Below are 15,868 nucleotides of genomic sequence, written 5' to 3' on the forward strand. Positions count from 1 at the left end.
AGTGCTCACGAGCGGCGGAGCCGCACCTCTGTCGCCTCGGTGACACAACGGGGGTCGGGCAGGAGACGGACGGGCGCGCCCGCCCGGGAGAGGGTTCTCCTCGCACCGCACGCGGACCGCGAGGAGGCCGACCAGATGACCGTGACGACGGACTCGGTGATGACCGACCCGATCCTGCGCGTCGTCGACGGCTCCGGTGGCCTCCCGCTCCACGCCCCCCGCCCGCCCGAGGAGCACGCCGAGTACGCCATGGACGCCCACGCCCTCGCCGAGACCGTCTTCGGCCGCCGCCTCTCCACCCACGAGCGCGGCGAGCTCGACCGCTTCTGGCGCACCGACTGGTCGGCCCACCGGCTGGTGCTCGACGACCACGCCGACCGCTCGCTCGCCGCCACCGCGATCGCCTTCGGCACCCCGGTCTTCCACGGGAGCGGGCCCGGCTACGCGCTGACCTGCCACCCCGACGCCGAGGTGGTCCGCGCGGTCCGGCACGCCCTCGGCCGCCCGTCGACCTGGACGCCCGCCGTGACGACGACCCGCGAGCTCCTGCCGTCGCTCGTCGACCCCGACGCGCTCGAGCCGTCCTTCCTCGCCGCGCTCGACGAGCGACTCGCCCGGGGGCCGGTCGCCCTCACCGTGCCGGCCGCGCCCGGCGTGCCGGCGCACCTCACCAGCCGCGTCGACGGGGTCGCCACGCTCGAGGTCGTCGTGCCCGGCGCCCGCTGCACGTCTGGCGCCCTCGTCGCCGCGGCCCTCGGGCGGGCGGGCACGCGGATGCTCGCCACCACCCGGCCCTACGCGACCTGCCCGACGACGGGGCGGCGCGGCCCGGCGCTCGACCGGGTCGCCGAGATCCAGCGGACCTTCGGGCGGATGCGCCCCGGCGCCGTGGTGCTCGCGCACCGCAGCGAGTGGCGGGCGCGGCGGCGCCAGGTGCCCCTGGCCGACGCCGGCTGACCTGACCCCTGGTTCGCTGGTCCGCCCCGAGTGGACCGCCACGGCTGTTCCGGGAGCCCTGTGTGTCCACTCGGCGGGCGGGCCCGACCCGAGTGGACCGCCACGGCGGCGCCGGGAGCCGTCAGCGTCCGCTCGATGACGCGACCAGCCGGCCCGCGCCCAGCGCCGCACCGAGCTCGACGACGGTGCGCACGTGCGCGGGCATCTCCACCCGCGCGGGCTGGGTCTGCACGACGAGCATCGTCGCCCACTCCCGGGCCGGGTCGGACGCCCAGCGCGCCGCCACCGCCGCGGCGTCCTCCCCGGCGGCCACGGTCCGCGACACGGCCACCCGCGGTTCCTCCGCGCGGCACCGCGTCCAGTAGCGCTCGAGCTCCGCCGTCATGTCCGGCCGGCCGGAGACCAGGCCGATGCCGCGGGCGGCCGCCGCGTCGACCCCGGTCCGCGACGACGTCGCCCACCACAACCGGTCACGCAGGCCGTGCGCCTCGGGCACGACCGGCACCGCCTCGCCGTCGTGACCCTCCAACAGTGCGCAGACCCGGTCGGCGACCGCGGTGCACCCGTCGTGCCGCCGGGCGTGGTCGCGGCCGAAGACGGCGGCCGCCGCGGCGTCCGCCCCGGCCCCCAGCCCCAGCTCCAGCCGGCCGCCGGAGAGGACGTCGAGGGTGGCGGCGTCCTCGGCGAGCCGGCGGGGGTCCTCGAGCGGCGCCGCGACCACGGCGGTGCCCAGGCGGAGGGTGCTGGTCCGGGCGGCGATCGCCGCGAGCAGCACCAGCGGCGAGGGGAGCAGACCCTCGAGGGCGCCGCCGTGGTGCTGGGCGACCCAGAACGCGTCGAACCCGTGCGCCTCGGCGGTGACCGCCAGCTCGATCGTCTCGCGGAACACCTGGCGCGCGGGACGGTCGCCGGCGACGTGGCTCAGGTATCCCAACTGCACGCACCGACCGTAACGAGCGACCACGGAGCGCAGCGGGGCGGGCGTCGCACGACGCGGGGTGTGCCCTCGTGATCATCGGGCACCCTGCGCGGCATGAGCGAGAACCCCGTCGTGCCCGCCCCGTCGTTCGCCGTCACGGGCGCCACCGGCCACCTCGGCCGGCTCGCCGTGGACGCGCTGCTGCGGCGCGGCATCCCCGCCGGCAACGTCTTCGCGCTGGTCCGTGACCCGGAGAAGGCGAAGGACCTGGCCGACCTCGGCGTCGGGATCCGGGAGGCCGACTACGACCGCCCCGACACCCTCGGCCCGGCGCTCGAGGGCATCGAGCGGCTCCTGCTCGTCTCCAGCCCCGACCCGGGGGACCGGGTCCGCCAGCACACCGCGGTGATCGACGCCGCGAACGCCGCCGACGTGGGCCTCGTCGTGTACACCAGCGTGCTCCACGCCGACGAGACCGAGCTGGTCCTCGCCCCCGAGCACGCCGCGACCGAGGACGTCCTGCAGGGCTCCGGACTGCCCTTCGCCGTGGCCCGCAACGGCTGGTACATCGAGAACTACACCGGGCGGATCGAGCAGTTCCTGGCCGACGGCGAGATCGTCGGCGCCGCCGGCCAGGGCCGCATCTCCGCGGCCACCCGCGCGGACTACGCCGAGGCCGCCGTCTCGTTGCTGACCGGCGACATCGCCGACCAGCAGGGCTACTGGGAGCTCGGCGGCCCGGCCTTCACGCTCACCGAGCTCGCCGAGACGATCACCGCGGTCACCGGGACGACCGTCGTCTACCGCGACCTGTCGGTCGAGGAGCTCACCGACCACCTCGTGGCCGCGGGGATGGACCGGGCGACCGCGGAGTTCGTCGCGTCGCTCGACGGGTCGGCGGCGCGCGGCGAGCTGGAGACCGACAGCCCGGCGCTGGAGAACCTCCTCGGCCGGGCGCCGACGCCGTTGGTCGACGCGGTGCGGGCCGCGCGCCTGTAGACCAGGCACCCCGCTGCAGGACGATCAGGCGGATCTCGGGACGATGGTGACCATGACATCGCGCGGGCTCGCCGCCCGGTCCGAGTCCCGCGGTCGGTTGCGCCAGCTCGCCGCGATGGTGGCCGACAACCGGCCGTGGCGGATGGTGCTCGGCATGCGCAGCGCACTCGCCGCGGTCCTCGCCACGAGCGCCTACCTGGTGATCACCTCGACGGTCTGGCAGCTCGCCAGCGCGCTGAGCTGGACCAAGCTCGTGATCACCATGGTGGCCGCGATCGTGATGATGGTCGTCTGGATCATCGGGGCCCACGACCTGTGGCGTCGTCCCTCGCAGCTGCGCGACGACGAGGACGCGGCGCTGCTCAACGCCTCCACGGTGCTCACGCTGCTCGTCGGGGTCCTGACGATGGCCGTGACGGTGTTCGTCTTCAACATCGTCGCCACGGTCTTCTTCCTCGAGCCGCCGGTGTTCGCTACCGACGCGCTCACCCCGGAGGGCGCCGCGGACCACGTGCGGCTGGCCTGGCTGGCGACGGCGTTCGGGACGGTCGCCGGCGCGCTCGGTTCGGGCCTCGACAGCGACGCGGCGGTGGAGGCGTCGACCTACAGCGACGACGAGCAGCGGCGTCGGGAGCGCTCGAGCGTGGACGACGGCGGTCAGTAGCGCGACGAGCGCGCGTCCGGCCGCTGAGTCGCCTGCGCCTCGGCCACGGCGGCGAGGCGGGCGGTGCTCGCCTCGGGGTCCAGCCAGGCGGCGAGCCGTGCGCGGGTGGCGGCGTCGGCGGGGACGAAGGTCTCGACGGACAGCTCGTCGAGCGTGACGTCCCACGCCGCGCCGAAGTGCGTGATCGTCGAGAAGAGCCGCAGGTCGCCGTCGGGGTGGGCCAGGTGCAGCGGGAGCACGACGTGCTCGGTGCGGTCCGGCGCGCGGCCGTCGTCGGGGACGTGGGCCCGGACCTCGGCGAGGAGCTCCGCGAGCCGCGGGTCGCCGGTGAGGTCGGTGAGCCGTTCGAGGCGGTGCACGAGGTGGCCGGCCCACTGGTCGAGGTTGCGGATGTGGGGGGCCAGGCCGTCCGGGTCCAGGCTCAGCCGGTAGACGTTCACGGGCGGCCTCGACCAGGCCGGGTCCAGCATGCGCAGCAGCGGCCCGACGGCCCGGTTGCTCATCACCACGTCCCCGCAGCGGTCGATCACCAGCGCCGGGAACGGTTCGTGGCCGGCCAGCAGGTGACCCAGCGCCTCCCGCACGGCGTCGAGGCCCGCGTCGTCGAGCCGCGTCTCCCCGTACACCGGCGCGTACCCCGCCGCGAGGAGCAGCGCGTTGCGCTCGCGCAGCGGCACCTCGAGGTGGTCGGCGAGGTCGAGCAGCAGCTCCCGGCTGGCGCGGGAACGCCCGGTCTCGACGAAGCTGAGGTGCCGCGTCGAGACCCCGACGTCGAGCGCGAGGTCCATCTGGCTGCGCCGCCGGCGGGTCCGCCAGCCCCGCAGCAGCGCGCCCGGCGCGGCCACCGTGGAGGTCATGGGGGTCGACGGTAGGAGCGCGGGGCGGCGCGATCCATGACCTCGGAGGTCATCGACGCCGCTACCCGGCCACGGCCAGCGTGGTCTCCCACACCGATCAGCCTCGAGGTCCGGGAGGACACCATGACCGAGTTCGCCGACGTCGCGCAGCGCTACATCGCGGCGTGGAACGAGACCGACCCTCAGTCCCGTGCGGACCGGGTCGCGGCGCTGTGGGCCGCCGACGGCAGCTACGTCGACCCGCTGGCCGACGTCCGGGGCCGCGAGGCGGTCGCGGCGCTGATCGCCGGGGTGCAGGACCAGTTCCCGGGCTTCGTGTTCCGGCTGGCCGGGGACGTCGACGGCCACCACCGGCAGGCGCGGTTCTCCTGGGAGCTGGGTCCCGACGAGGGCCCGGCGCCGGTGGCCGGGTCGGACGTGGTCACGCTCGACGACGACGGCCGCATCACCAGCGTGCTGGGGTTCCTCGACCGCGTCCCGGCCTGAGCCGGCCGGGTCGGAGCGCTCCCGCGCGACCGAGTCGCGGCGACCCGGTCGCGCGGGACGTGGTCGGCCGCGTCCCGCACCGAGCCGAGCGAAGGGCACCGTCGCTCGATCTGTCCGACCGACGGTGCCCTTCGCTCAGCACGGGGGAGCGCTCAGTTCTGCGCGGCGATCCCGTTCCCGCAGCCCTTGGCGTTCGTCCCGCCGTTGCCGTGCTCGGTCGCCGTCGAGAGCAGGGGGATGCCCAGGCCGAGGTCCTGGACCGGGACCTGCACGCCCGCGGCGTTGACCGGGACGTCGTTGTTGCAGAGGTCGCCGGTGGTGTTCGGCGCGAAGTCGCTCGAGTTGATCAGGCCCTCCTGGTAGGTGGGGCCGTCGTGGCCGTGGTCGTTCGCCAGGGCGAGCCCGGCGGTCGAGACCATGCCGGTCGAGATCATGGCCGCCGCGAGGACGGTGGTGCGGAGGGTCGCCATGGGTGGCGGGTCCTTCCTGGTGGGGGAGTCCGACCACGGGGACGGGTGTCGGTCGCGGCCGTTGGATGACGTGTCGACAACTTGGAGATCCGCTCGCGGGTCACGGCGTCGATCACCCGTTCACCGCAATGAGTGGTGCGCGGTGCGTCCGCGGGAGGGCTCCGGTGCGGGGCACTTCGTCGGTACCTTGACGCCGGAGCAGACCGGGTCCCCCACGTGACCTCGGCGAGGAGGTCACGCGATGAGCACCGAAGCGCTCCTGCTGGGCCTGGTGAGCGCCGTGCGCGCCACCCCGCTCGCGGTGATCTACGCGTTGCTCCTCGCCCGGCGGCCCGCCCGCCTGCTCCTCGCCTACGTCGTGAGCGGGCTGGTCGTCAGCCTCGCCGTCGGGATCGCGATCGTCGCCGGGCTGCACGTGAGCGCCCCGAGCCGCACCGCCGGCACCGTCCGGGAGGTGATCGACCTCGGGCTCGGGCTGGCCGCCCTGGCCTACGCCGCGGCGTCCGTGGCCGGGTGGGCGCCGCCGTGGCTCGGGACGCGGGAGCCGCGCCGAGGGTCCTGGACCGCGAAGCTGCGCAACCCGTCGGTGCCCCTCGCGGCGACGGCCGGCGCGGTGACCAACCTGCCCGGCGTCTTCTACCTCGCCGGCCTGGTCGCGATCCTGCAGACCGGCCCGAGCTTCGCGAACGGCGTCCTCCAGGTGGTCGTCTACAACCTGCTGCGCTTCCTGGTGCCGGTCGCGGTGCTGCTCGCCGTCGCCCTCGACCCGGACCGCACCCGCCGTCAGGTGGACGCGGTCCGCGCCTGGGGCTCGCGGCACAGCCGGCACCTGACCATCGTCCTCGCGACGGTGCTCGGGCTGTACCTCACCGGGAAGGGCCTGTCGGGGCTCCTCGGTGCCTCCGGCTCGTGAGCACTAAATGTCGGTATAGCGACATTTAGTGCTCACGGGCGCGAAGCGCACCTCGCGAGACCGGCCGCGTCCAGCACGACGATGCGGCCCCGACGCAGCTCGAGCAGCCCGTCCGCGGCCACGGAGCGCAGGACCCGGTTGACCGTGGCACGGCTCGCACCGGCCAGCGACGCGAGCTCGTCCTGGGTGAGCGGGATCCGTGTCGGGTCCCCGCCGGTGCGGTACTGCCGCTCGAGGTCGGTCAGGCGGCGGAGCACCCGCGTCTCCACCGGCAGGTGCAGCGCCTCGACCAGCAGCCCGGACAGGCGCCGGACGTCGGCGGCCAGCGTCTGGAGCACGAACGCGTCGGCGCCCGCGTTGGTCCGCCGGAGCCGGTGGAAGGTCTCGGCGGTGAACGACCAGGCCTCGGTCGCCTCCAGCGCGACCACCGAGGCGCTGCGCCGGGCCCCGCTGTCGATCAGGGCCAGCTCGCCGACCACCTCACCCGGCCCGACGACGGCGAACGTGACGGTGTCGCCCAGCGGGGTCGCGGCGCGCACCGCGAGGCGGCCGACGTCGATCAGCAGGAACGTGTCGGCCGGGTCGCCCTCGTGGAAGACCACCTCGCGCGGCGCGAACCTCCGGCGCCGTCCGCTCGCGAGCACCTGACGCCGGTCCTCGGCCGACATGCCCGCGAGCAGCTCCACGGCGTGGACCCTAATCGGGGGTCCGGAATGTCGTCGCCGTGACACTTCCACCGTCGTCGGCGGGACGGACGGAAGGGACGGAACGGGCGACGCTGGTGCGGTCGATGACGACCGACCACCCGGAGCGTGAGTCCCATGACCGTCACCACCCCGCCCTCGTCCTCCTCCGCCGACGACGCCGCGCGCGACGCTGCCGGTGTCGCCGCCGTGCCCGGCCCGCGCCACGAGCGCGCCGAGCCGGCCGCCGGGTCCGCGACGTCCCGCTCCGAGGCCGCCCCGCCGGGCCGGGTGTACGCCCTGGCCGGGCGGGGCGCGGCGATCGCCCTGCCGCTGGGCGCGGTGCTCGCCGCGGTGTCGACGGTGTTCGACCCGCCCTCGACGGAGCCCGAGCCGCGCGGGATGTACGTCGCCTACGGTGCCGACCCGGCCGGGGCCGACGTCGCGGCGACGATCCTCCACTACGGCTTCCTCTTCCTGGGGGTCGGTCTGCTGCTCGCCGGCCTCGCGCTCGCGTCCCGCCGCGGCCGGGTCCTGACGATCCTCGGCGGCGCGCTGGGCGCCCTCGGCTTCGTGAACCTGTCGGGCGCCGTGGTCGAGGACTGGTTCGACGCCCAGATCGCCGCCGCGTTCGGGCCCGACACCGCGATGGCGATCGGGCAGAAGGCCCTCGGCATGCCGGCGCTCACCGCCGGGTGGCAGATCCCGATGATGGTCGGCTTCACGCTCGGCCCGGTGCTGCTCGCCGTCGGCCTGGCCCGCGGCCGGGTGCTGCCCTGGTGGTCGGTCGCGCTGCCGGTGGTCGGCACGGTCCTGTTCCTGGCGGCCCACGGGCTCGGCCCGGCCGGGTTCCTCGCCACCCTCGCGCTGTGGCTGGTCTTCGGCCTGATCGCCGGTCGGGCGCTGTGGACCGCCCCTCCGCGGTGACGCAGGACTGACGACCTGCCCGACGCGGCCGGGCCCGGGGACGCTCCCGGGCCCGGCCTCGTCGTCGCGCGTCAGGCGGCCGGGACCTCGACGGTCGTCGCCATGACGGCGGCCTCGCGGGCGGCCTTGCGGTTGTGGGCGAGGAAGTCCGGCGCCGTGCAGAGGAACAGGGTGCGCCCGTCGGCGCCGCCGAGCCCGCACGCGTACACCCCGGTGCCGGGGGAGACCTCGTCGAGGATCTCGCCGCCCTCGCGCACCCGGATGGCCCGCCCGTTGCCGGCGTCGGCGATCCAGAGGCAGCCCTCGGCGTCGAACGTCGAGCACCCGTCCGGTGCCACCGACAGCGACCCGAGCACCTTCTCGAGGTCGGTGTCGTCGGGCAGCGGACCGAAGGAGGCCCAGGTGCGGCGGCGCCCGAGGCCGCCGTCGTCGGCGATGTCGAACGCCGAGACGCGGTTGCCGAAGGTCTCGTCGACCACCAGCGTGCGGCCGTCCGGGGACACCGCGCTGCCGTTGGGGAACCACAGGTCGCTCGCGGCGAGGTGGACGCTGCCGTCGGGGTCGACGCGGTGGATCGCCGTCGGCGCCACCGGCGCGCCGCCCATGAGGTCGAACCCGAAGTTGCCCACCCAGCCGCGCCCGCTGCCGTCGACGACCATGTCGTTGAGCTGCGCGGGCACGGCGTCGGAGAGGTCGGCGTGGGTCGCGAGCGTCCCGTCGGACTCGCGGCGCAGGATGCGCTGGTCGAGCTGGGAGACGATGAGGAGGCGCCCGTCGGGCAGCCACCCCAGCCCGGAGGGCTGCTCGGGCACCTCGGCCTCGACGCGCAGGTCGGCGCCGTCCTCGGCCGCGGAGTACACGCGGTGGGTGTAGAAGTCGACGAACCAGAGGCGGTCGGAGTGCCAGCGCGGGCCCTCGGTGAACGACATCCCGTCCACCACCGTGCGGACGTCGTGACTCATGGCGCCTCCCGTCGTCGGGCCGCCTCGGCGCGACCCGCGGGCACCCTAGCGCCGGGAGCTCAGAACCGTCGGGGCCCGAACCGCCCGGCGAGGATGAAGATGATCGGGAAGAAGGCGAGCGCGCCGGGCTGCCCCCCGACGACGACGAGCAGGACCAGCCCGATGACGGCGACGATCGGGAGCAGGGCGAGCGCGGGGTGGTGGTGGCGCACCGGGCGGTGGTCGACGGCCTTGTCGGGCAGCGCCGACGCGTCCGCGTCGGGGGAGTACCGGGGATGGGGCGCGGGCAGGTCGGTGAACAGCGCCTCGATCTCGTGCCGGTACGTGGCGGAGCCCGCGGTGCCGGACCGCTCGCCGTACTCGGTCACGTCCAGCCGGCCCGCCTCGAAGTGCGTGTCGAGCGCCTTCAGCGCGGCGGTCCGCTCGTCGTGGCCGACCCGGAGGCCGTGCCGCTCGGCCGGCGTCCGGTCCCCGTCGTCACCCATGACCCCATGGTGCGCCGCCCGCGGCGAATCCGCCGTGAATCGGGGACCAACGTCCCGACGCGGCCGGGGTCACCCGGGCACGCCCCTAGGGTGGCGGCGGAGTCGGAGCGGGGAGGCGCGTGTGCCCGGAGGACCGGCCCGGCGAGGGCGCTACCACCACGGGGACCTCGCCGCGAGCCTGGTGGACGCCGGTCTGGCGCACCTCGCCGAGGACGGGGTGGCGGGGTTCTCGGTGTCGCGGATCGCGCGGCGGGTCGGGGTCTCGACGGCGGCCCCGTACCGGCACTTCGCCGACCGCGACCGCTTCCTGGCCGCCGTCGTCACCCGGGCCGCGGACGCGCTCGCCGAGGGGATCGCCCGGGCCCTCGTTGCGGCCGGCACCGATCCCGGGGAGCGGCTCGCGGCCGCCGCGGGGGCCTACGCCGAGGTGGTGCGGGCCGACCGCGTCGGCTTCGACGTGATCTTCGCGCCGGACCTGCGGGCGCTGCACGACGAGGAGCTGGCCCGCGCCGGCCGCCACGTCATGGACCTGCTGGTCGCACCGGCCCTCGAGCTGGCCGGGCCGGACGGGGCGCTCCCGTTGGTGGAGCAGGTCGTGGTCCTCGCGCACGGCTACGCGACCCTCGACGCCGGCGGGTTCCTCTCGGCCGACCGGGTCACCGAGGCGCCCACCGCCGAACGGGCGCGGCGGGCGGCGGCGGCGCTGATCGCCGGCGCCCTGCCCGGGTGAGCGGCACCCGCCGTCGTCGGGACCCGATCCCCGGCGGGGCTTCAGGAGGGGCGCGCGGCGGGCCATGATCGGCGGCATGCCCGACGAGCCCGCCGGCGCGCGTCGCGCGCCGTACCCCGGCAGCGGTCTCGACGCCGCGCTGCTGCCGACCTTCACCGCGGAACCGGGGGTGATGCCCGGGGACCGGCTCCCCGAGCACGAGCTCGCCCCGGACGTCGCCCACCAGCTGGTCCACGACGAGCTGATGCTCGACGGCAACGCCCGGCTGAACCTGGCCACGTTCGTCACGACGTGGATGGAGCCGCAGGCCGCGGCGCTCATGGCGGACTGTGCCGACAAGAACATGATCGACAAGGACGAGTACCCGCGGACCGCCGAGCTCGAGCGACGCTGTACCCGGATGCTCGCCGATCTGTGGCACGCCCCCGACGCGGCCACCGCCCCCGGCTGCTCGACCGCCGGGTCCAGCGAGGCCTGCATGCTCGCCGGGCTGGCGCTGAAGCGCCGCTGGGCCGCCCGGGTCGGCCCGGGGTCGGGCCGGCGACCCAACCTCGTCATGGGCGCGGACGTCCAGGTGTGCTGGGACAAGTTCGCCAACTACTTCGAGGTCGAGCCGCGGATCGTCCCGATGCGGGGCGAGCGGTACCACCTCGACGCCGAGCAGGCCGCCGCCCACGTCGACGAGGACACCATCGGCGTCGTCGCCATCCTCGGCTCGACCTTCGACGGCAGCTACGAGCCGATCGCCGACATCTGCGCGGCCCTCGACGACGTGGCCGCCCGCGGCGGTCCCGACGTGCCCGTCCACGTCGACGGGGCCTCCGGCGCGATGATCGCGCCGTTCCTGGACCCGGAGCTGGTGTGGGACTTCCGCCTGCCGCGGGTCGCCTCGATCAACACCTCCGGCCACAAGTACGGGCTGGTCTACCCCGGGCTCGGGTGGGTCGCCTGGCGGGACACCCCCGCGCTGCCCGACGAGCTCGTCTACCGGGTGAACTACCTGGGCGACGAGGTCGCGACCTTCACCCTCAACTTCTCGCGGCCGGGCGCCCAGGTCGCGGCGCAGTACTACCAGTTCCTGCGCCTGGGCCGGGACGGCTACACCCGCGTCCAGCAGCACTGCCGCGACGTCGCCGGCCGGCTCGCCGACGGGCTCGCCGCGTCCGGGTGCTTCCGCCTGCTCACCCGCGGCACCGAGCTCCCGGTGGTCGCCGCGACGCTCGACCCGGCGATCACGCACTACTCGGTCTTCGACGTCTCGGCCGGGCTGCGGGAGCACGGCTGGCAGGTGCCCGCGTACACCTTCCCGCCCGAGCTCGAGGACCTCGCGGTGCTGCGGTTCGTGGTGCGCAACGGGCTCACCCACAGCCTGGCCGACCAGCTCCTCGCCGACCTGCAGCGGGTCCTCGCCCGGCTGGACCGCCAGCCGGGACCGATGCGCGACGCCACGGACAGCTCCTTCAGCCACACCGGCGCGCCCAGCCCGCGCTGACGCTGGCTTCGCCGTCCCGCAGGCCGCGGCGCGAGATCGCCGGCCCGCCAGCGCGTCGACTCGTCCGCCGGGCGGCGGTGCGGAAGGCTCGGCGTCGTGACGGGCGTGGGGGCCGGCGAGGCGCCGTTGGGACTGGTCATCTCGGGCGCGGCGGCGCGCGGGCCCTACGAGGCGGGCGCGATCGCCGAGATCGTGCGGGCGCTCCCGCCGGAGCGCCCGCTGGTGCTGCTCGGGACGAGCTCCGGCGCGATCACCGCCGGGCTCCTCGCGCAGCACGCGGGGGAGGGTCGCGAGGCCGGCGAGCGGGTCTGCGAGGTCTGGCGCGACGTCCACGGCGTCTACACCAACCCCGTCCTGACGTTGCCCGGCACCGGTCTCGCGCTCGGTGCCCGCGCGCTCGGCCTGCCCGGGCACGTGACGAGCGTGCTCGACGTCGCGCCGCTGGAGGACCTCGCGCGGCAGCGGTTCGACCCGGCCGTGGTCGCCCGCGTCGTGGGCGGGCCGCGGGTGCGCTCGCTCGGGGTGGCCGCCACGGTCGTGCCCGGGCGCGGCGTGGCCGCCCGCACCCGGCTCTTCGTCGCCGGGGAACAGCCCGACGTCGGCGAGCCGCTGCACGCCACCGACGTCGTCGCGACCCGCGTCGAGGCCGAGCACCTGCTGGCCTCGGCTGCGATCCCGGTGCTGTTCCCGCCGGTGTGGGTGCCCGAGCCGGCGGCGCAGCGCGGCTGGTACATCGACGGCGGGGTGCGGCTCAACGCCCCGCTCGACGCCGCGCTCCGCTTCGGGGTCGGCGAGCTGCTCGTCGTGTCCGGGCACTCGCTGGACCCGGCCCCGGTCGAGGTGGCCGACGGGCCGCAGCCCGACCTCGACCAGGCCGCCGCGGTCTCGGTGCGGGCGGTGCTCACCGACGCCCTCGGCGACGACGTCGAGGCGCTGCGGCGCCGCAACCGCACCATCCGCGACCTCGCGGGAGACCGGGAGGTCGCGGGCCACCGGCGGGTGCCGTTCCGGGTCGTGGCCCCGGCCGACGGGCAGCTGGCGGGTCTCGCCCGCCGGGCGTTCGACGCGCGGGCCCGCGGTCCGTGGGACGCGAGCTGGGCCATCGAGCGGCTGCTCACCGCCGGCGGCGGCGGGATCGGCCGCGACGAGCTGCTCAGCCTGGTGTTCTTCGACCCCGACTACGCCCGCGCCCAGATCGAGCAGGGACGGGCGGACGCGCGGGCCGTGCTCGCCGAGGACGCCCGGGAATGACGACCGCGCCGCGACGTCGATCCTGATATCGGCTCTGGTCGGCTGATCGCGCCCGGCCCGCGCCGTCAGTCCCCGGCGGCGGCGCGGTCGCGGTGGGCCCGCACGCGGTGCCGTACCCCGCAGACCGCGGCCGAGCACCAGCGGCGGCGCCCGGTGACGTCGTCGAAGAGCATCCCGCAGTCGTGGTCGTCGCAGGTCCGCAGACGACCCGCCGTCGGGCCCGCCAGGTGCTCGGCCGCCTGACGGGCGATGCGGGTCAGGGCCGCCTCCGCCGTCGGGGGAGCGGCCACCGAGAGCGCCGGGGTCAGCTGCAGCGGCGTGTCCCGCGCGAGCACGGCGTTGAGCCCCTCGACGGCGGCCGGGTCCGGCGCGCGGCCGGCCGCCGCGGCCAGGCCGAGCGGGCGGAGCAGCTCGCGCAGCTCGCGGGCGCGGGCGAGGTCGTCGTCGTCCGGGGCCGCGGTGGGGGCGAGGCCCTGGCGCTCGAGCCAGCGCGCCAGGAGCTCGACGCTGCCGAGGCGGTCCACCGGCGCCGGGCCGTAGGCGCTGCCCACGGTGGCGAGCAGGTCGAGCCACGTGGCCCCGGTGTCGTAGCGCAGGTCCGGGTTGGTCGGCACGGATGCATCGTAACGCGTCGACCTGTTACGGTCCTCCTCATGCTGCGTAACACCCCGACCTGTTACGAGGTGCCGGTCCCGACTCCGACCCGGTCCCCGATCCGCCCGCGCCTCGTCGGTCTCGGGCTCGTGACGGCGTTCGTGCTCGTCTGGACGAGCGGCTACCTCGTCGGCGACCTGGGCACCGGCGCCAGCCCGCCGCTGACCCTGATCTTCTGGCGCTTCCTGCTGGCCACCGCGGTGATCGGCACGATCGCGCTGGTGACGGGGGCGCCCTGGCCGGCGCGGCCGCGCGACTGGCTGCGGCCCGCGGCGGCGGGGATCCTCCTGCAGACGGTGCAGTTCGCGGGGATCTACGACGGGCTGGCGCTGGGGGTGTCCGCCGGGCTGGCCTCGCTGATCGTCAGTGCGAGCCCGCTGGTGATCGCCGTGGTGGCGGTGGGTCTCGACGGCGAGCGGCTCCGGCCCGCGGGCCGGCTGGGGCTGGCGGTCGGGCTGGCCGGGGTGGGCGTCGCGGTGAGCGCCGAGCTCTCCGGCGGGGCGCGGGCGGCCGGGATCCTGTTCGTCGTGCTCGGTCTCGCCGGCTTCGTCGCCGGAACGGTGCTCCAGAAGCACGCGCCGGTCTCGGCGGACCTGCGCAGCGCGACGACCATCCAGATGGGTGCCGCGACGCTGACCTCCCTGCCGCTCGCCGCGGTCTCCGGCGGGTTCGCGCTGCCGCTCACGGCGACGGCGATCGGGTCGGTCGTGTGGCTCGCCGTCGTGAACTCGGTCGGCGGCCTGCTGCTGCTCTTCGTACTGCTGCGCCGCCGCAGCGGGGCGGGCGCGACCAGCTACCTCTTCCTCGTCCCGCCGGTGACCGCACTGCTCGCGGTCCCGGTCCTGGCCCAGCCGCTGCACCTCGCCGCGCTGGCCGGGGTGGCGCTGGCGGCGGTCGGGGTGGGACTGGTGAGCCGCTCCGAGCTCCGGCCGGGTTGAGACGCGGCGAGGGGCGCCCTCCGTGCGGAGGGCGCCCCTCGCCGTCGGGATCAGACGGTCGCGGACTCGCGCGTGGGCGTGACCTCGAGCTGGTGCACGACGCGCTCGGTGGTCACCTCGTGGGCGACCAGGTCGGCGAGACCGAGCACCACCGCGGCGACCGCGCCCGCCACGACGAGCCAGCCGAGCGTCGCGCCGGCGAACACGAGCGTGGCCACCAGCGACCAGATGCCCACGGCGGCGAGCAGCCCGTGGGTGGCGTACCCGGTGGCGTGCTGGTCGAGCACCACGCCGAGACCACCGAGCGCGATCAGCCCGATGAAGATGCCGAACGCGATCCAGGTCGCCACGGGCGCGGCGAACGCGAACGCGGCGGTGGTCAGGAAGGCCCCGGCGACGACGGCGGTGGTGTCGACCGCGAAACGACTGCTGAGTGCCATGACAGGCGCCCCTCTCATCCGGTGGTGAGGAGCGAGTCGGGCGAGGCGCGGCTCGGGACCCCGGGTCGTGCTCTGCGGCTCGCCGACGGTGCCGGGGGCACTGCCTCCGTCGCCGTCTTGGTCGACAACACCCGCGGCTCGGACCGTGTGCCGTTCTTCGGGTCACAGACCTCGGGCGTCCGTCTCTCGTGGTGCCGCGTCACCCCGCGGCGCGGCCCGGCTCCTCGAGCTCGGCGCGGACGCCGTCGAGGGTGAGCCCGCGCCCGCGCAGGTACTCGCCGGCCGCGCCGGTCTGCGGGTGCAGGGCGCCGAGCAGCAGGTGCTCGGTGCCGATGTGTCCGTCGCCGCGCCGGACGGCCTCGCGGACGGCGAGCTCGAGGGTCTTCTTCGCGTCGGTGGTGAAGCGCAGGTGGCCCCACGCCCGGCGGCGGGCCCGGCGCCCGGCGGCCCGCGTGCCCTCCAGGGCGCCGGGGCCGAACGTCTCCTCGACGCGGCGTCGGATCTCGTCGAGGTCGATCCCGAGACCGGCCAGCGCCTCGGCGTCGGGGAGCCGGGAGGCGGTGGCCGCGGTCCGCGCCGCGCCTCGGACGTCGTCGCCGGTGACCCCGTGCGCGGCGAGCACCCTCGCTCCCGGGCCCTCGGTCTCGCACAGCCCGATCAGGAGGTGCACGGAGCCGACCTCCTGGGCGCCGAGCATCCGGGCGTGCTCCTGGGCCAGCACCACCACGCGCCGGGCGGGCCGGGTGAACCGTTCGAACATGGGCGTCCCCTCAGACGAGTCCTCGGCGGTGCTTCTTGTGCACCGCCTGCCGGCTGACGCCGAGGGCGTCGGCGATCTGCTGCCAGGACCAGCCGAGCCGTCGGGCCCGCCCCACCTGCAGCTCCTCGAGGGAGTCGGTGAGCGTCCGGAGGGACGCCACCGCTGCCAGTCCGACCGCCGGGTCCGTCGAGGACGCCGAGGTCGCCATCGCCACCGCATCAGCCACGACCGTCAACCTAGGATGACAGCGGTCAGGGTGTCAACCTGGATTGACAGCGAGC

The 15,868-nt window shown here is 75.8% G+C and carries 20 protein-coding genes; 10 read left to right on the top strand and 10 right to left on the bottom strand.

The window, feature by feature from the left end:
* The first annotated feature begins 135 nt into the window (after positions 1–135).
* A complete protein-coding gene (locus HH311_RS28470; RefSeq protein ID WP_169187105.1) occupies positions 136–957 on the top strand; it encodes a hypothetical protein in 822 nt (273 codons plus the stop codon).
* A 121-nt stretch (positions 958–1,078) separates the two neighbouring features.
* On the opposite strand, the gene HH311_RS28475 is transcribed toward HH311_RS28470, so the two are convergent.
* Positions 1,079–1,897 carry an LLM class flavin-dependent oxidoreductase gene (locus HH311_RS28475; protein ID WP_169187106.1) on the bottom strand — a complete coding sequence of 273 codons (819 nt, stop codon included), beginning with the start codon at positions 1,895–1,897 and terminating at the stop codon, positions 1,079–1,081.
* A 93-nt stretch (positions 1,898–1,990) separates the two neighbouring features.
* Here HH311_RS28475 and HH311_RS28480 point away from each other — a divergent pair, with 93 nt between their 5' ends.
* Together HH311_RS28480 and HH311_RS28485 are read left to right on the top strand one after the other, a co-directional pair.
* A complete protein-coding gene (locus HH311_RS28480; protein ID WP_169187107.1) occupies positions 1,991–2,875 on the top strand; it encodes an SDR family oxidoreductase in 885 nt (294 codons plus the stop codon).
* Between the two features lie 52 nt (positions 2,876–2,927).
* The gene (locus HH311_RS28485; protein WP_169187108.1) at positions 2,928–3,539 is read left to right on the top strand and encodes a hypothetical protein; all 612 of its coding nucleotides are present in this window, start codon (positions 2,928–2,930) and stop codon (positions 3,537–3,539) included.
* Here the strand turns inward: HH311_RS28485 and HH311_RS28490 are convergent.
* The gene (locus HH311_RS28490; RefSeq protein ID WP_169187109.1) at positions 3,533–4,396 is read right to left on the bottom strand and encodes a helix-turn-helix transcriptional regulator; all 864 of its coding nucleotides are present in this window, start codon (positions 4,394–4,396) and stop codon (positions 3,533–3,535) included. The genes HH311_RS28485 and HH311_RS28490 overlap by 7 nt on opposite strands.
* A gap of 123 nt (positions 4,397–4,519) precedes the next feature.
* Between HH311_RS28490 and HH311_RS28495 the strand changes: the two genes are divergently transcribed.
* Positions 4,520–4,882, top strand: a complete 363-nt coding sequence (locus HH311_RS28495; RefSeq protein WP_169187110.1) for a nuclear transport factor 2 family protein — start codon at positions 4,520–4,522, stop codon at positions 4,880–4,882.
* A gap of 152 nt (positions 4,883–5,034) precedes the next feature.
* Here HH311_RS28495 and HH311_RS28500 read toward each other — a convergent pair whose 3' ends face one another.
* Positions 5,035–5,352 carry a hypothetical protein gene (locus HH311_RS28500; protein ID WP_169187111.1) on the bottom strand — a complete coding sequence of 106 codons (318 nt, stop codon included), beginning with the start codon at positions 5,350–5,352 and terminating at the stop codon, positions 5,035–5,037.
* A gap of 241 nt (positions 5,353–5,593) precedes the next feature.
* Between HH311_RS28500 and HH311_RS28505 the strand changes: the two genes are divergently transcribed.
* A complete protein-coding gene (locus HH311_RS28505) occupies positions 5,594–6,265 on the top strand; it encodes a GAP family protein (RefSeq protein ID WP_169187112.1) in 672 nt (223 codons plus the stop codon).
* A 32-nt stretch (positions 6,266–6,297) separates the two neighbouring features.
* On the opposite strand, the gene HH311_RS28510 is transcribed toward HH311_RS28505, so the two are convergent.
* Positions 6,298–6,951 (bottom strand): Crp/Fnr family transcriptional regulator, encoded by a 654-nt coding sequence (locus HH311_RS28510; protein ID WP_169187113.1) that lies wholly within the window; start codon positions 6,949–6,951, stop codon positions 6,298–6,300.
* A gap of 135 nt (positions 6,952–7,086) precedes the next feature.
* Here HH311_RS28510 and HH311_RS28515 point away from each other — a divergent pair, with 135 nt between their 5' ends.
* Positions 7,087–7,875, top strand: a complete 789-nt coding sequence (locus HH311_RS28515) for a hypothetical protein (protein ID WP_169187114.1) — start codon at positions 7,087–7,089, stop codon at positions 7,873–7,875.
* A gap of 71 nt (positions 7,876–7,946) precedes the next feature.
* Here the strand turns inward: HH311_RS28515 and HH311_RS28520 are convergent, their stop codons facing one another.
* Both HH311_RS28520 and HH311_RS28525 read right to left on the bottom strand, forming a co-directional pair.
* On the bottom strand, positions 7,947–8,837 hold the full coding sequence (locus HH311_RS28520; protein WP_169187115.1) for an SMP-30/gluconolactonase/LRE family protein: 891 nt from the start codon (positions 8,835–8,837) through the stop codon (positions 7,947–7,949).
* Positions 8,838–8,896: 59 nt separating this feature from the next.
* Complete coding sequence (locus tag HH311_RS28525) at positions 8,897–9,322, bottom strand: DUF1707 domain-containing protein (protein ID WP_169187116.1); 426 nt, start codon at positions 9,320–9,322, stop codon at positions 8,897–8,899.
* A 121-nt stretch (positions 9,323–9,443) separates the two neighbouring features.
* Between HH311_RS28525 and HH311_RS28530 the strand changes: the two genes are divergently transcribed.
* The 3 genes from HH311_RS28530 (at position 9,444) to HH311_RS28540 (ending at position 12,795) form a co-directional block, all read left to right on the top strand.
* Positions 9,444–10,052 (top strand): TetR/AcrR family transcriptional regulator, encoded by a 609-nt coding sequence (locus HH311_RS28530; protein WP_169187117.1) that lies wholly within the window; start codon positions 9,444–9,446, stop codon positions 10,050–10,052.
* A 76-nt stretch (positions 10,053–10,128) separates the two neighbouring features.
* Positions 10,129–11,544, top strand: a complete 1,416-nt coding sequence (locus tag HH311_RS28535; RefSeq protein ID WP_211190938.1) for a glutamate decarboxylase — start codon at positions 10,129–10,131, stop codon at positions 11,542–11,544.
* A 96-nt stretch (positions 11,545–11,640) separates the two neighbouring features.
* On the top strand, positions 11,641–12,795 hold the full coding sequence (locus HH311_RS28540; RefSeq protein WP_169187119.1) for a patatin-like phospholipase family protein: 1,155 nt from the start codon (positions 11,641–11,643) through the stop codon (positions 12,793–12,795).
* 65 nt (positions 12,796–12,860) lie between these two features.
* On the opposite strand, the gene HH311_RS28545 is transcribed toward HH311_RS28540, so the two are convergent.
* Positions 12,861–13,409 carry an ABATE domain-containing protein gene (locus HH311_RS28545; RefSeq protein WP_211190939.1) on the bottom strand — a complete coding sequence of 183 codons (549 nt, stop codon included), beginning with the start codon at positions 13,407–13,409 and terminating at the stop codon, positions 12,861–12,863.
* 39 nt (positions 13,410–13,448) lie between these two features.
* Here HH311_RS28545 and HH311_RS28550 point away from each other — a divergent pair, with 39 nt between their 5' ends.
* Complete coding sequence (locus HH311_RS28550) at positions 13,449–14,387, top strand: DMT family transporter (RefSeq protein ID WP_169187120.1); 939 nt, start codon at positions 13,449–13,451, stop codon at positions 14,385–14,387.
* 50 nt (positions 14,388–14,437) lie between these two features.
* Here HH311_RS28550 and HH311_RS28555 read toward each other — a convergent pair whose 3' ends face one another.
* From HH311_RS28555 to HH311_RS28565, 3 genes are all read right to left on the bottom strand, one after another.
* Positions 14,438–14,827, bottom strand: a complete 390-nt coding sequence (locus HH311_RS28555; protein ID WP_169187121.1) for a hypothetical protein — start codon at positions 14,825–14,827, stop codon at positions 14,438–14,440.
* Between the two features lie 199 nt (positions 14,828–15,026).
* On the bottom strand, positions 15,027–15,587 hold the full coding sequence (locus HH311_RS28560) for a Clp protease N-terminal domain-containing protein (RefSeq protein WP_169187122.1): 561 nt from the start codon (positions 15,585–15,587) through the stop codon (positions 15,027–15,029).
* A gap of 10 nt (positions 15,588–15,597) precedes the next feature.
* The gene (locus tag HH311_RS28565) at positions 15,598–15,813 is read right to left on the bottom strand and encodes a helix-turn-helix domain-containing protein (RefSeq protein WP_312030470.1); all 216 of its coding nucleotides are present in this window, start codon (positions 15,811–15,813) and stop codon (positions 15,598–15,600) included.
* Positions 15,814–15,868: the final 55 nt, after the last annotated feature.

The sequence above is a fragment of the Actinomycetospora sp. TBRC 11914 genome, assembly GCF_012933465.1.
Lineage (GTDB): Bacteria > Actinomycetota > Actinomycetes > Mycobacteriales > Pseudonocardiaceae > Actinomycetospora.

Bases quoted from the DNA above. Each gene is read 5' to 3' on its own strand.
- HH311_RS28470 (WP_169187105.1), top strand. From the start codon at position 136: ATGACCGTGACGACGGACTCGGTGATGACCGACCCGATCCTGCGCGTC.
- HH311_RS28515 (WP_169187114.1), top strand. From the start codon at position 7,087: ATGACCGTCACCACCCCGCCCTCGTCCTCCTCCGCCGACGACGCCGCG.
- HH311_RS28500 (WP_169187111.1), bottom strand. From the start codon at position 5,352: ATGGCGACCCTCCGCACCACCGTCCTCGCGGCGGCCATGATCTCGACC.
- HH311_RS28495 (WP_169187110.1), top strand. From the start codon at position 4,520: ATGACCGAGTTCGCCGACGTCGCGCAGCGCTACATCGCGGCGTGGAAC.
- HH311_RS28485 (WP_169187108.1), top strand. From the start codon at position 2,928: ATGACATCGCGCGGGCTCGCCGCCCGGTCCGAGTCCCGCGGTCGGTTG.
- HH311_RS28505 (WP_169187112.1), top strand. From the start codon at position 5,594: ATGAGCACCGAAGCGCTCCTGCTGGGCCTGGTGAGCGCCGTGCGCGCC.
- HH311_RS28560 (WP_169187122.1), bottom strand. From the start codon at position 15,587: ATGTTCGAACGGTTCACCCGGCCCGCCCGGCGCGTGGTGGTGCTGGCC.
- HH311_RS28490 (WP_169187109.1), bottom strand. From the start codon at position 4,396: ATGACCTCCACGGTGGCCGCGCCGGGCGCGCTGCTGCGGGGCTGGCGG.
- HH311_RS28555 (WP_169187121.1), bottom strand. From the start codon at position 14,827: ATGGCACTCAGCAGTCGTTTCGCGGTCGACACCACCGCCGTCGTCGCC.
- HH311_RS28535 (WP_211190938.1), top strand. From the start codon at position 10,129: ATGCCCGACGAGCCCGCCGGCGCGCGTCGCGCGCCGTACCCCGGCAGC.
- HH311_RS28480 (WP_169187107.1), top strand. From the start codon at position 1,991: ATGAGCGAGAACCCCGTCGTGCCCGCCCCGTCGTTCGCCGTCACGGGC.
- HH311_RS28550 (WP_169187120.1), top strand. From the start codon at position 13,449: ATGCTGCGTAACACCCCGACCTGTTACGAGGTGCCGGTCCCGACTCCG.
- HH311_RS28525 (WP_169187116.1), bottom strand. From the start codon at position 9,322: ATGGGTGACGACGGGGACCGGACGCCGGCCGAGCGGCACGGCCTCCGG.
- HH311_RS28520 (WP_169187115.1), bottom strand. From the start codon at position 8,837: ATGAGTCACGACGTCCGCACGGTGGTGGACGGGATGTCGTTCACCGAG.